The following is a 13535-nucleotide window of genomic DNA, read 5'->3' on the forward strand; positions in this document are numbered from 1 at the left end:
AGCTTAAAACGGCGGAATTAACCGTCAAAATGCCTTTTTAGCATAAGGTAAGACGCCTCCCCCGCAGGACGGGGGGAGGCAAAGGAGGGAAAGGTTACAGCAGCTCGAACTCGCCTTTATTCACGCGGGCGGAGTCCACGCCGATAAAGACGTTAAATTTGCCCGGTTCCGCATCATATTTCATCTGCTGGTTCCAGAACTTCAGCGCATCCACGTCGATCGGGAAGCTGATGGTTTTGGTTTCCCCTGGCTTGAGGTTGACCTTCTCGAAGCCGCGCAGCTGCTTCACCGGACGGCTCATCGACGCGGTAACATCCTGCACGTACATCTGAATCACCGTAGCCCCTTCGCGCTTGCCGGTGTTGGTTACCTCGACGCTGGCGGTAACGTTGCCGTCACGCTTCAGGGTCGGCGCCGACATTTTCACGTCAGAGACCTTGAAGGTGGTGTAGCTCAGGCCGTAACCAAACGGATACAGCGGGCCGTTAGCTTCGTCGAAGTAACGAGACGTGTACTTGTTCGGCTTGTCGGCATTGTACGGACGACCGGTGTTCAGGTGGCTGTAGTAAACCGGGATCTGCCCGACGGAGCGCGGGAAGGACATCGGCAGCTTGCCCGACGGGTTGTAATCCCCAAACAGCACGTCGGCGATGGCGTTACCGCCTTCGGTACCGGCGAACCACGTTTCCAGAATGGCGTCAGCCTGCTGGTCTTCTTTCACCAGCGCCAGCGGGCGACCGTTCATCAGCACCAGCACCAGCGGCTTGCCGGTCGCTTTCAGAGCAGCGATCAGATCGCGCTGGCTCTGTGGAATCGTGATATCGGTACGGCTGGAGGCTTCGTGCGCCATACCCTGCGCTTCCCCCACGACCGCGACCACGACGTCAGACTGCTTCGCGGCGTTCACCGCCTCGTCAATCATCTCCTTCGGCGTGCGCGGATCGACCTTCACCGCTTCCTCGTACTGGTTGAGGAAGGTCACGATGTCTTTATCGTTGGTGACGTTCGCCCCTTTGGCATAGACCACTTTGGCGTTTTCACCGACGGCACTCTTGATACCGGTCAGCACGGTCACGGACTGGTCAGCCACGCCCGCGGCAGACCAGCTGCCCATCACGTCGCGCTTGCTGTCGGCCAGCGGGCCCACCACGGCAATGGTGCCGGATTTTTTCAGCGGCAGCGTGTCGAGGCGGTTTTTCAGCAGCACCAGGCTTTCGCGCGCCACGTCACGCGCTTCTTTGCGGTGCAGGCGGCTTTCAGCGTTGGTATCTGCCGGGTCAGAGTCTTTCGGGCCCAGGTGGCTGTACGGATCGTTAAACAGCCCCATGTCGTATTTCACGTTCAGCACGTGGCGCGCTGCATCGTCCAGCTCCGCCATCGTTACCTTGCCGCTCTTCACCAGCCCCGGCAGGTATTTGCTGTAGTACTCGTCGCTCATGCTCATGTTGATGCCGGACTTGAGCGCGACTCGCACCGCGTCTTCCGGATCGGAGGCGGTGCCGTGTTTGATCAGCTCTTTAATCGCGCCGTGGTCGGATACGGTGATGCCCTTAAAGCCCCACTGGTCGCGCAGCACGTCTTTCAGCAGCCAGGAATCGGACGTCGCAGGCGTGCCGTTCAGCGAGTTCAACGCTACCATCACCGCGCCGCTGCCCGCATCAAGCCCTGCCTTGTACGGCGGCATGTAGTCGTTGAACAGGCGCTGCGGGCTCATGTCGACGGTGTTGTACTCTTTCCCACCTTCAACCGCGCCATAGGCCGCAAAGTGTTTGACACTGGTCATCACCGAGTAGCGGTCCGCCGGGCTTTTACCCTGCATCGCTTCCACCATGGTTTTACCCATCGTGGAGGTTAAGTACGTATCTTCACCAAAGCCTTCCGAGCCGCGGCCCCAGCGCGGATCGCGCGAGACGTCCACCATGGGCGCCCAGGTCATGTTCAGGCCGTCGTCCGCCGCTTCATAAGCAGACACGCGCCCGACGGTTTTCACCGCATCGAGGTTAAAGGAAGACGCTAAGCCGAGGCTAATCGGGAAGACGGTACGCTGGCCGTGCACCACGTCATAGGCGAAGAACAGCGGAATCTTCAGGCGGCTGAGATCCATCACCTGATCCTGCATCTTGCGGATATCCTGGCGGGTGACGGTATTAAAGATGGCCCCTACCTGCCCGTCTTTGATCATCTCGCGGATGGCCTCTTTCGGGTTATCCGGGCCGACGCTGATCAGACGCAGCTGGCCGATTTTCTCATCGACCGTCATTTTCTTGAGCAATTCCGTGACAAACGCATCCCGCGCTTCAGGCGTGAGCGGGTGATTGCCAAACAAATCCTCTGCCAGCGCAGGTTGCAGCGCCAGGCTGACGGCGACACCTACAGAACATAGCCATTTCATGTCGTTTTACTCTCTCATCAATAACCGCCGGACGATCTCGGCCATACCGTGCGAAAAGCGCAGTGTGCCACAAACCCTCTGAACGTTGCAGGGTTATTCTCTGATTTTTCTCGTGAATACTCGACCGCTTAACAGTTAATCGCGCTATGCTTTACAGCGAGAAATTTGCCCCACCACAAGGAGTGGAAGATGTCTTCTGTTCGAACTGACGATAACAAAGCATTTATTAACGAACTGTCGCGCCTGGTTGGCTCCTCTCACCTGCTTACCGACCCGGCTAAAACCGCCCGCTACCGCAAGGGCTTCCGCTCCGGTCAGGGCGAGGCGCTGGCGGTGGTTTTCCCCGGCACGCTGCTGGAACTGTGGCGCGTGCTGAGCGCCTGCGTCGCGGCCGACAAGATTATTTTAATGCAGGCGGCCAACACCGGCCTGACCGAAGGCTCCACGCCGAACGGCAACGATTACGATCGTGACATCGTGATTATCAGTACCCTGCGTCTCGACAAGCTGCACCTGCTGGACAAGGGCGAGCAGGTGCTCGCGTTTCCCGGCACCACGCTTTACTCCCTCGAAAAAGCGCTTAAGCCGCTGGGCCGCGAACCGCACTCGGTGATTGGCTCCTCCTGCATTGGCGCCTCGGTGGTCGGCGGGATCTGCAATAACTCCGGCGGCTCGCTGGTGCAGCGCGGCCCGGCGTATACCGAGATGTCGCTGTTTGCCCGTATTGACGAAAACGGCAAGCTGACGCTGGTGAACCATCTGGGAATCGATCTCGGCGTGACGCCAGAACAGATCCTCAGCAAGCTTGACGACGATCGCGTGAAGGACGAAGACGTGCAGCACGACGGCCGTCATGCGCACGATCACGACTACGTTACCCGCGTCCGGGATATCGACGCCGATACGCCGGCGCGCTACAACGCCGACCCGGACCGCCTGTTTGAATCCTCCGGCTGCGCCGGGAAGCTTGCCGTTTTTGCTGTGCGTCTGGATACCTTCCCGGCAGAGAAAAAGCAGCAGGTATTTTACATCGGTACCAATCAGCCTGAGGTTCTGACGGAAATCCGCCGTCATATTCTGGGCGAATTCAGCAATCTTCCGGTGGCGGGCGAGTACATGCACCGGGACATTTACGACATCGCCGAACGTTACGGCAAAGATACCTTCCTGATGATCGACAAGCTCGGCACCGACAAAATGCCGTTCTTCTTCACCATGAAGGGCCGCACCGATGCGATGCTGGAAAAAGTGTCGCTGTTTAAACCCCACTTCACCGACCGCTTTATGCAGAAGCTGGGCAACGTTTTCCCGGCGCATTTACCGGAGAGAATGAAAACCTGGCGCGACAAGTATGAACATCACCTGCTGCTGAAAATGGCCGGGGACGGGATTGCCGAAGCGCAGTCCTGGCTGACCGAATACTTCAAAACCGCCGAAGGGGATTTCTTTGCCTGTACGCCTGAAGAGGGCAGCAAAGCCTTCCTGCACCGTTTTGCCGCCGCAGGCGCAGCCATCCGTTACCAGGCGGTGCATTCCGAAGAAGTGGAAGATATTCTGGCGCTGGATATCGCCCTGCGACGTAACGACAGCGACTGGTTCGAGCATCTCCCGCCGGAAATCGACAGCAAGCTGGTGCACAAGCTCTATTACGGCCACTTTATGTGTTATGTCTTCCATCAGGATTACATTGTCAAAAAAGGGGTCGACGCACACGAACTGAAGGAGCAGATGCTCGCCCTTCTGCGTGAACGCGGCGCACAATATCCTGCGGAACATAACGTCGGACATCTTTATGAAGCCCCTGACGCACTTAAGCAGTTTTATCGCGAGAATGACCCTACAAACAGCATGAATCCCGGCATTGGTAAAACAACGCGGAAGAAATACTGGAAAGAGAGCGCAGACGCGGAGCAGCGCATAACGCAAACGCCTGATTAATTCCTACAGCCAAATTTGAGAGATTGTTAAGCGCTCCTTAATCGTAATAGAGTAACTGCTTATCGCCGGAGAAACGTTTCTCCGGCTTTCTATAACGAGGAGCAGGCACATCATGTCGGCTGTTGATGTTTTATCCGAGACCGAACTGGAAGTGCGCGACGCCCTTCCCGATGATGTGCATGCTATTGCCGCCATCTATGCCTGGCATGTGCTTCACGGGCGCGCGTCGTTTGAAGAAGTCCCCCCCACCATCGACGAAATGCGACATCGTATGAAAAGCGTGGCTGAGCACGGTTTACCGTGGCTTATCGCGCTGTATCGCGGCATCGTGGTGGGCTACTGCTACGCCACGCCTTACCGTCCACGGCACGCCTACCGTTATACCCTGGAAGAGTCGATATACGTTGATGCCAGCATTACCGGGCGCGGTTTTGGCTCGGCACTGATGGATGCGTTGATTGAACGCTGCGAGCAAGGGCCGTGGCGGCAGATGATTGCCGTGGTGGGAGATGGCAATAATAATGCCGGCTCGTTGCGGCTGCATAAAAAGCACGGCTTCGAGATTGTCGGTCAGCTGCGCAGCGTGGGGTATAAGAAAGGCGACTGGCGGGATACGGTGATTATGCAGCGCCCGCTCAACGATGGTGACTGGACGCTGCCGGAATAAACGCAGTGCGGTCTGGTGCCCTCACCCCGGCCCTCTCCCACAGGGAGAGGGAGAAAACATAAAAAACGGTAACATGCGTTACCGTTTTTCTTTTACCTAATCGTTCTGCGCCGTCGCCATCTGCTCGGCTTTCTGCTTTTTATACGTCAATGCCGCGGCCGGTACAGGCTGCACTTTTCCGGTTTCAATCCAGGTACGCAGGCGGCTCGCGTCCGCGAAGTGGGTATATTTGCCGAAGGCATCCATCACCACCAGCGCCACCGGCTTACCGTTAAACACGGTGCGCATCACCAGACAGTGTCCTGCCGCGTTGGTAAAGCCGGTTTTCGTTAGCTGAATATTCCAGTTATCGCGGTAAACCAGATGGTTAGTGTTGCGGAACGGCAGCGTATAGGCCGGGTTCGCAAAGGTCGCCATCTCTTCACGGGTGGTACTGAGCTGACCAATCAGCGGATACTGTTTACTGGCAATCAGCAGTTTCGTCAGATCGCGCGCCGTGGAGACGTTGTTGATCGACAGCCCCGTCGGTTCAACGTAGTGCGTATTGTTCATCCCCAGCGCTTTGGCTTTTGCGTTCATCGCGCGGATAAAGGCGTCGTAGCCGCCCGGATAGTGGTGCGCCAGGCTCGCCGCCGCGCGGTTTTCAGACGACATTAGCGCCAGCAGCAGCATATTTTTACGGCTGATTTCACTGTTCAGCCGCACGCGAGAGTAGATCCCTTTCATCTCCGGCGTGTGGCTGATATCTACTTTTAGCTTTTCGTCCAGCGGCAGATGTGCATCAAGCACCACCATCGCGGTCATTAATTTGGTAATTGAGGCGATCGGGCGCACCAGGTCCGGATGGCTGGCGTAAATCACCTTATTGGTGTTGAGATCGACAATCATCGCGCTGCCGGACGCAATTTGCGGTTGAGCAGCGGCGGCGCTCACCGCGGGCGTTTTGGCGACGGCCGGCACGGCAGCGGACGCGCCCAGCAGCAGCGCCAGGCTAAGTAAAGAGACTCGGAATTTCTGCATGGTGAGACTTCTGATAATTATTCACGCACGTCATGACGTACACCGCCTGTATCAACGGATAAACACAGGCTGGCTTCGGCATCATAGCGGTCACCGGGCGTTGTCGCCAGCGGATAATCGTGAACAGATGCTGCATTGCTGGCATTTACGCCAGCAATGCAGTGAACTCAGAAGAGACGGTATCCGTAACCCCAAAGAATAACCGTCAGCGCCAGTAGCGCCTCCAGCACCAGCACCCCAATGGCGAGTGTTGAACTGGAAAAACTCAGGCCTTCTTCTTTATTGATATTCAGGAAGGTTGGAACCCCCAGATACAGCAGATACCCGGTGTAAAAGAGGGCAATGGTACCGATCAGCGCGCACAGCCAGACCAGTGGATAGAGCGCAACAATACCGCTTAAGAACAGCGGGGTCGCGACATATCCGGCAAAGACCATACAGTGCGCCAGCGATGGACGCTGCGGATAGTTACGCGCCATCCAGTGTATGACGTGCCCCATAACCGCCACACCCGCCAGCATCAGGCCATAAAAAACGATGGCCAGATAAAGCCCGGTAAACCAGGAAAGCTGAACTACGGTGCCGTCACCGAAGTTCCAGCCGATTTGTGTTGTTCCGATAAAAGCGCATATTACCGGTACCGCAGCCATCAGCAGCACATGGTGCGTGTAATGATGCGAGACCGTTTCGTTCTCACTTTTAATGACATGCATTTCACGATCGGGATGGGAGAAAAGTCCCCAGACATGGTTCATAGCGCCCCCTTGTTGTCGGCCCGTCAGCGATACCTTAAGTATAATGCAGGCTCTAGATTATTTTATGTACAGTGGGAAATTTCCGTTGATTTCCCCGCTGTTGATTCATGGGGTATATGATTAAACGAGGTACGCTGAGGGAGATAACATTTACGTAATGGATATTAACGCACTCATTGAGCAATATGGCTATGCCGCGCTGATCATCGGTAGCGTGGCAGAAGGTGAAACCATCACGCTGTTAGGGGGCGTCGCCGCACATCAGGGATTACTGAAGTTCCCGCTGGTCGTTGCCGCGGTCGCGCTGGGTGGAATGATTGGCGATCAGCTGCTCTACTTTCTCGGGCTGCGCTTTGGGCCAACGCTGCTTAAACGCTTCGCAAAGCATCAAAAGAAAATCCGCCGCGCTCAGCGGCTCATTCAACGTCATCCCTATCTGTTCGTCATTGGCACGCGCTTTATGTATGGCTTTCGCATTATCGGGCCGATACTGATTGGTGCCAGTCATCTGCCGCCAAAAATTTTCCTGCCGCTCAATGTTCTTGGTGCGATTGCCTGGGCGATGATCTTTACGACGCTCGGCTACGTAGGGGGCGAAGTGATTGGCCCGTGGCTGCATAATCTCGACCAGCATCTGAAGCACTGGGCGTGGCTGATTCTGGTAGTGGTGGCGGTGATTGGGGTCAGGCTGTGGTTGAAGCATCGGGAAAAGACGCGGGATGAGGAGTAGCCGGGTGCGGCCTGATGCCCTCACCCTAACCCTCTCCCACAGGGAGAGGGAACTAAAAACACCCTCTCTCACAGGGAGAGGGGAAAACTACCCCTCCGGCTTAAACTGCGGGTTCGCCAGCATAAAGCCCCCGTCGACGATAAACGATTGCCCTGTGGTATAGCTGGCGTCGCTGTCGCAAAGCCATGCCACCAGGCTGGCGATCTCTTTAGTGTGGCCCGGCCTTGCCAGCGGTATTTCCGGCATTGAGCCTTCCTTCACTTCGCTGTCGTTCATGTCATTCATCGGCGTGGCAATGGCACCCGGCGCGACGGCATTTACCAGAATATTGTGCTTAACCAGTTCCATCGCCATGGATTTGGTTAACCCGCCGAGCGCATGTTTTGCCGCCGTGTAGGCGCTCGCCTCCGGCAGCGGCGTGTGCTCATGCACCGAGGTAATGTTCACAATTCGCCCCCCTTCCCCCTGCTTCACCATCTGCCGGGCGGCAATTTGTGAACAGAGAAACGCGCCGTCCACGTCGACGGTGAAAATATTCCGCCAGTCGTCAAACGGCATTTCAAGGAACGGCGCTTTGGTCATCGCACCCGCATTATTGACCAGCACGTCCAGCCGGCCAAAACGCGCAATCAGCGTTTCAATAGCCTCTGCGCCTTCTGGCAGTGTGCTTAAGTCAAGATGGATAGCCTCTGCGCGCTGCCCCTGCGCTTCAACTTCGCGGCAGGTTTCCAGCGCCCCTTTTTCATCCGAATGCCAGGTGACGCCAATATCAAACCCGCGCTCTGCAAGCATCAGCGCCGTGGTTTTACCGATCCCGGAATCCGATGCGGTCACAATCGCTACTCTGGTCATACTCACCTCCTGAAAAACTGCAAAGAGGTAAGTATAGATAATGACCTTTTTAGCCATGATGATAGCCACCGCCCAGCGCCGAGGTCAGCTGCAGCGTGGCGTCGACATACTGCCCCTTTAACAGTAATCCTTCGAGATGTTCTTTGAGGGCAGGTATTCTGGCTTCACTGACCCGAGAGCCCGCAACGATCCCCGCGCTGAAACGCGCCTGGGCAAGCGCCACAACGCGTGCCGCATCTTTTTCAACCTGCTGCTGGTGGCTGTTCTTCGCCGTCAGCGTTTCGACTTCACTGGCCGTACGTGCCACCTGATTGACGGCTTCGACCACCGCTTTGTTGTAGTTCGCCACCGAGAGATTATTCTGCGCCTGTGCGATATCCAGGCTGGCGTTCAGCCTGCCGCTGTCGAAAATCGGCAGCGTCAGCCCGGCGGTCATGCCCATCTGCTGCGCGGAAGAGCGGAACAGATCGCTCAGGTGCAGGGCATCCTGCTGTAAGAATGCCATCAGGTTCACGTCAGGGTAGAAAGCCGCTCGGGCAGCCTCCACTTCGCTCATAGAGGCTTCGATATACCAGTGCGCCTCCTGAAGATCCGGACGACGTGCCAGCAGTTCATAACCGAGCGTCGACGGTAACGAGGCTTCCACCGTCGGCAAGGCGTGCCGCGTCAGCGTCACGGAAGAGGCGTTCGTCAGCGCGACCAGGCGCGCCTCAACGGCTTTCATCTTCCCGTTGACTTCTGCCAGCTGCGCTTCGGTTTTGTTGGCGTTGATATCCGTTTCGACGCCCTCCACGGAGGAGGTGATGCCGTGTTGATACAGCTCGCGATCGGCACCGATAATATTGTCCTGCTCATGTTTGATCTGGGCGAGAACCTCCCCCACGGCGGCCTGCGTTTGCCACTCCCAGTAGAGCCGCGCCACGCTGCTGGCCAGCAGCTGACGCGTCTGCTCCAGCTCCGCTTTTTGCGCATTCACTTTGCCAATCCGGGCCTCGACCCGGGCGCGATTTTTTCCCCACAGATCGAGATCCCAGCCTGCGGTCAGGCCAAAGGTGCCGTTGGTGTACCACGGCCCGGTGGTGCCTGCAGCCGGGTCGGTAAAGGCAAACGGTCCCATCAGCCCTTCGGCGGACATTTTCTGACGTTCCGCATCGGCGGAAAAATTAATCTGCGGACCGTCGGCTGCCATTACGGCTTTGGCCTGGGCTTCGGCAAGCGTAATGCGCTGACGGGCAATCTGCATATCAGGCGCATCGCTCAATGCTTTAGCAATAAGGCCGTTAAGTTCGGGATTGTTATACTCTTTCCACCACTCATTTTTCGGCCAGTCGGTATGACGAAGCTGCGTATTCACCGACGCCGCAGCGGTTTGCGTTTTAATGGGAGATACCGTGGCATGTTCAGGCGCACAGGCTGCCAGAATAAAAACGAAGGGAGCACTCAGAGAAAAAATAAGAGAACGTTTCATGACGCCATAAACTCAAAAAATAAAGGCGCACGTTACGCTCAGTGTCGTTCATTTTTTTAGTAATGCGTGGCAATCCGCAAATTGTCATACATCTTAATACACGGAAATTTATTCCTAAAAATAATGATTAAATTTAATACATTCATGCCAACCATAAATACGCTGCTACACTTATTCAGGACATACATGAGCGGGAGAAGGGAATGAAAATATTACTGTGGGTTATTTTGATTATATTTCTGATAGGTCTCTTAGTGGTTACCGGTGTATTCAAGATGATTTTCTGATTCCTTTGCCCGGCGCATCGCCGGGCAACGTCCTCGATATCAGGCTTTCAGCGAAGCCCCTTTCGTAGCAATAACCTCTTTATACCAGTAGAAACTCTTTTTGCGGCTGCGCGCCAGCGTGCCTTTTCCGCTGTCATCGCGATCGACGTAAATAAAGCCGTAGCGCTTAGAGAGTTCAGCTTTAGACGCGCTCACCAGATCGATTGGCCCCCAGCTGGTATATCCCATCACCTCAACGCCGTCATCAATTGCCTCACGCACCTGTACCAGATGGTCGTTAAGGTAGCTGATGCGATAGTCATCCTGCACCACGCCGTCCGCATCCGGTTTATCCTTCGCCCCGAGGCCATTTTCCACGATAAACAACGGCTTCTGATAGCGATCCCAGAGCACGTTTAACAGGGTACGCAGGCCGATGGGGTCAATCTGCCAGCCCCATTCGGAACTTGCCAGATGCGGGTTTGGCACCATGCTCAGGATGTTGCCGCGCGCCTGCTGGTTGAGAGCTTCATCCGCGGTAACGCAGCCCGTCATGTAGTAGCTGAAGGAGATAAAATCGACGGTCGATTTCAGCGCCTCGCGGTCGGGGTCCGTGACCTCAAGCTGAATACCGCTGTCGCGGAAGAAGCGCTGCATATACCCCGGGTAGGCGCCGCGGCACTGCACGTCGCCAAAGAACTGCCAGGTGCGGTTTTCCTGCAGCGTCTTCAGAACATCTTCCGGCTTGCAGGTCAGCGGATACATCAGGCCGCCCAGCAGCATGTTGCCAATTCTGGCATCAGGAACGATCTCGTGGCAGGCCTTCACCGCCAGCGCGCTGGCCACCAGCTGGTGGTGGATTGCCTGATACACTTCACCTTTGCTGCTGGTTTCCGGGAGGCCCACGCCGGTCATCGGCGCGTGCAGAGACATATTGATCTCGTTAAAGGTAAGCCAGAGCTTCACCTTCACTTTGTAGCGCGCGAACACGGTACGGGCATAGCGTTCAAAGAAGTCGATAGTCTGGCGGCTGCCCCACCCGCCGTACTGCTTCACCAGCCCCCACGGCATTTCGTAATGCGACAGCGTCACCAGCGGGGTAATGTTGTGCACAGCAAGCTCGTCAAACAGCCGGTCGTAAAACGCCAGCCCCGCCTCGTTAGGCTGCTGCTCATCGCCGTTCGGAAAAATGCGGGTCCAGGCAATGGAGACGCGCAGGCAGCTAAAGCCCATCTCAGCGAACAGTTTGATGTCTTCGGGATAGCGATGATAGAAGTCGATGGCAACATCCTTGATGCCGCTGTCACCCGCCACGCGCTCAACCACCGGGCCAAAGACACCGCGCGGCTGAACGTCTGAGGTGGACAGCCCTTTTCCCTCTTCCAGATACGCGCCCTCTACCTGATTCGCGGCAACCGCGCCGCCCCATAAAAAATCGTCCGGGAAAGTTTTCATCACGTTCTCCTGTTATTGATGGCTTACGCTGAGTAACGGCGCACCGGCACTGACGGACGTTGCCGCCACGGTCACCACGTCGCGATACTCATCGCTGTTACTGATAATAATCGGGGTCGCCAGGTCGAATCCGGCATCGATAATCGCCTGTCGGTCAAACTCCAGCAGCAGATCGCCGGGCTGTACCTTGTCGCCCACCTTCACGTGGGCGGTAAACGGCCTGCCGTCGAGCTTCACGGTGTCGATACCCACGTGGATTAACACTTCAATCCCGCTGTCGCTAAGCAGGCCGATGGCGTGTTTGGTCTGGAAAAGAGAGGCCACCACGCCGGCAAACGGGGCAACCACTTTGTTATCGGAGGGAATAATCGCGGCACCGCTGCCCAGCAGGCCGCTGGCAAAGGTGGTATCCGGCACCTGGTCGAGCGCCAGAACGGTGCCGGTCATCGGTGCCAGCACATCGTTTTCACCCATGGAGACCGCCCCTTCTGTCGCGGTGTTTCCTGGCATACCGGCGACCAGCGTCAGGCCGCAGCTCAGTACCAGCGCCACCACCGTACCGATAATGCCGCCCCACAGCGTGGCGTCCACGCCGCCCGGCGGGATCATCTGGGCAACAGTAAAGATATTGGCGAAGCCGAAAGAGTAAACGTGGGTGTCACTAAAGCCGACAATCGCCCCGCCGATAGCCCCCGTCACGCAGCCGAAAATAAACGGACGGCGCAGCGGCAGGTTTACGCCATACACTGCGGGTTCGGTGATACCGAAAATACCTGCCGTCACGGATGAACCGGCCAGCATTTTCTGACGCGCATCGCGGGTGCGCAGGAAAATGCCCAGCGCCGCCCCCACCTGACCAAACACCGCGGGCAAGAGCATGGGCAGCATGGAGTCATGCCCCAGCACCGCCAGGTTGTTAATCATCAGCGGCACCAGCCCCCAGTGCAGGCCAAAAATAACGCAGACCTGCCATAGCGCGCCCATCGCCGCACCCGCCAGCCACGGCGCCAGAACGTAAATACTCTGATAGCCGTTCGCCAGCAGCTGGCTCAGCCAGGTCGCCAGCGGCCCGATAACGAGGAAAGTCAGCGGCACGGTTACGCCCAGACAGATCAGCGGCGCGAAGAAGTTTTTCATCGAGGAAGGCAGCAGCCTGGTGCTCTGTTTTTCAAGCCAGCAGCTCACCCACGCGGCGAGAATAATCGGGATCACCGACGAGCTATAGTTGAACCAGGTGACAGGGATGCCCAAAAAGGCGTCCGACACCGCGCCCGGCTGCTGGCTGGCGTTAAACGCCGCAATCATTACCGGATGGGTGAGCGCCCCACCGATCACCATGGTAATAAACGGGTTGCCGCCGAACTTTTTCCCGGCGGTATAGCCCAGCACCATCGGGAAGAAGAAGAACAGCGCGTCGCTGGCGGCAAACCAGATTTTATACGTGCCGCTCCCGGTCGTGAGCCAGCCGCATACCACGGCCAGCGCCAGCAGCCCTTTCAGAATACCGGACGCGGCCAGAATGCCGATAAACGGGGTGAAGATCCCGGAGACGATGTCGATCAGGCGGCCCAGCAGGTTCCCCTTTTCACCCTTCTCTTCCACAACAGGGGCGTCATCCGTAAGGCCTGCTTCATTACGGACAGCCTGCCAGACGTCGTGAACGTGGTTGCCAATCACCACCTGAAACTGGCCGCCGCTTTCGACCACCATGATTACGCCCGGATTTTTCTTGAGCCCTTCCGCATCCGCCCGTTGATTCTCTTTCAGTTTGAAGCGAAGCCGGGTCGCGCAGTGCACAAGACTGACGATGTTCTCTTTTCCGCCAACGTGGCCGAGAATATCCTTCGCTAAAGCCTGGTATTCCATCTCGATTTCCTTACATCCGATGCCCGCAGGCACCTGTTGACTGAGTACAAAAATAAAAAAACCCGAGAACGGCCTTCTGACGAAGGCCGCGCTCAGGTTTTGCCTGCGTGATGCAGTAACAATCCT

The 13535-nt window shown here is 56.8% G+C and carries 10 protein-coding genes and 1 pseudogene; 4 read left to right on the forward strand and 7 right to left on the reverse strand.

All coding sequences use genetic code 11. The features are described from left to right. Window positions 1-94: 94 nt before the first annotated feature. Window positions 95-2392 (reverse strand): beta-glucosidase BglX, encoded by a 2298-nt coding sequence (bglX, locus tag ACW9E7_RS13075; RefSeq protein WP_248174698.1) that lies wholly within the window; start codon window positions 2390-2392, stop codon window positions 95-97. Between the two features lie 189 nt (window positions 2393-2581). Between bglX and dld the strand changes: the two genes are divergently transcribed. Both dld and ACW9E7_RS13085 read left to right on the forward strand, forming a co-directional pair. Further along, window positions 2582-4330 carry a D-lactate dehydrogenase gene (gene dld / locus ACW9E7_RS13080; protein WP_458727891.1) on the forward strand — a complete coding sequence of 583 codons (1749 nt, stop codon included), beginning with the start codon at window positions 2582-2584 and terminating at the stop codon, window positions 4328-4330. Window positions 4331-4442: 112 nt separating this feature from the next. After that, the gene (locus ACW9E7_RS13085; RefSeq protein WP_115875833.1) at window positions 4443-4997 is read left to right on the forward strand and encodes a GNAT family N-acetyltransferase; all 555 of its coding nucleotides are present in this window, start codon (window positions 4443-4445) and stop codon (window positions 4995-4997) included. 96 nt (window positions 4998-5093) lie between these two features. Here ACW9E7_RS13085 and pbpG read toward each other — a convergent pair whose 3' ends face one another. Further along, window positions 5094-6017 carry a D-alanyl-D-alanine endopeptidase gene (gene pbpG, locus ACW9E7_RS13090; RefSeq protein ID WP_111965977.1) on the reverse strand — a complete coding sequence of 308 codons (924 nt, stop codon included), beginning with the start codon at window positions 6015-6017 and terminating at the stop codon, window positions 5094-5096. Between the two features lie 167 nt (window positions 6018-6184). Further along, on the reverse strand, window positions 6185-6772 hold the full coding sequence (locus tag ACW9E7_RS13095; RefSeq protein WP_458727892.1) for a Yip1 family protein: 588 nt from the start codon (window positions 6770-6772) through the stop codon (window positions 6185-6187). A 157-nt stretch (window positions 6773-6929) separates the two neighbouring features. On the opposite strand from ACW9E7_RS13095, the gene ACW9E7_RS13100 reads away from it, so the two are divergent. Then, complete coding sequence (locus tag ACW9E7_RS13100; protein ID WP_458727893.1) at window positions 6930-7502, forward strand: DedA family protein; 573 nt, start codon at window positions 6930-6932, stop codon at window positions 7500-7502. A gap of 87 nt (window positions 7503-7589) precedes the next feature. Here ACW9E7_RS13100 and ACW9E7_RS13105 read toward each other — a convergent pair whose 3' ends face one another. Continuing rightward, window positions 7590-8354: an SDR family oxidoreductase gene (locus tag ACW9E7_RS13105; RefSeq protein ID WP_455508448.1), complete on the reverse strand. Its 765-nt coding sequence runs from the start codon at window positions 8352-8354 to the stop codon at window positions 7590-7592. Between the two features lie 49 nt (window positions 8355-8403). After that, window positions 8404-9822, reverse strand: coding sequence for a multidrug resistance outer membrane protein MdtQ (gene mdtQ, locus ACW9E7_RS13110; RefSeq protein WP_149366484.1), 1419 nt, complete (start codon window positions 9820-9822; stop codon window positions 8404-8406). Window positions 9823-10025: 203 nt separating this feature from the next. Between mdtQ and yohP the strand changes: the two genes are divergently transcribed. Next, window positions 10026-10109: a small membrane protein YohP gene (yohP, locus tag ACW9E7_RS13115; RefSeq protein ID WP_015572324.1), complete on the forward strand. Its 84-nt coding sequence runs from the start codon at window positions 10026-10028 to the stop codon at window positions 10107-10109. A 39-nt stretch (window positions 10110-10148) separates the two neighbouring features. On the opposite strand, the gene ACW9E7_RS13120 is transcribed toward yohP, so the two are convergent. Then, the gene (locus tag ACW9E7_RS13120) at window positions 10149-11543 is read right to left on the reverse strand and encodes a glycoside hydrolase family 1 protein (protein ID WP_458727894.1); all 1395 of its coding nucleotides are present in this window, start codon (window positions 11541-11543) and stop codon (window positions 10149-10151) included. A 12-nt stretch (window positions 11544-11555) separates the two neighbouring features. Further along, window positions 11556-13521 (reverse strand): annotated as a pseudogene (gene bglF / locus ACW9E7_RS13125) (PTS beta-glucoside transporter subunit IIABC). Between the last annotated feature and the right edge of the window lie 14 nt (window positions 13522-13535).

Source organism: Enterobacter sp. H2G27 (genome assembly GCF_054403075.1).

What these genes read in the sequence shown, in the direction of transcription:
- bglX (WP_248174698.1), bottom strand. Translation starts at nt 2,392, where the DNA reads ATGAAATGGCTATGTTCTGTAGGTGTCGCCGTCAGCCTGGCGCTGCAA.
- dld (WP_458727891.1), top strand. Translation starts at nt 2,582, where the DNA reads ATGTCTTCTGTTCGAACTGACGATAACAAAGCATTTATTAACGAACTG.
- ACW9E7_RS13085 (WP_115875833.1), top strand. Translation starts at nt 4,443, where the DNA reads ATGTCGGCTGTTGATGTTTTATCCGAGACCGAACTGGAAGTGCGCGAC.
- pbpG (WP_111965977.1), bottom strand. Translation starts at nt 6,017, where the DNA reads ATGCAGAAATTCCGAGTCTCTTTACTTAGCCTGGCGCTGCTGCTGGGC.
- ACW9E7_RS13095 (WP_458727892.1), bottom strand. Translation starts at nt 6,772, where the DNA reads ATGAACCATGTCTGGGGACTTTTCTCCCATCCCGATCGTGAAATGCAT.
- ACW9E7_RS13100 (WP_458727893.1), top strand. Translation starts at nt 6,930, where the DNA reads ATGGATATTAACGCACTCATTGAGCAATATGGCTATGCCGCGCTGATC.
- ACW9E7_RS13105 (WP_455508448.1), bottom strand. Translation starts at nt 8,354, where the DNA reads ATGACCAGAGTAGCGATTGTGACCGCATCGGATTCCGGGATCGGTAAA.
- mdtQ (WP_149366484.1), bottom strand. Translation starts at nt 9,822, where the DNA reads ATGAAACGTTCTCTTATTTTTTCTCTGAGTGCTCCCTTCGTTTTTATT.
- yohP (WP_015572324.1), top strand. Translation starts at nt 10,026, where the DNA reads ATGAAAATATTACTGTGGGTTATTTTGATTATATTTCTGATAGGTCTC.
- ACW9E7_RS13120 (WP_458727894.1), bottom strand. Translation starts at nt 11,543, where the DNA reads ATGAAAACTTTCCCGGACGATTTTTTATGGGGCGGCGCGGTTGCCGCG.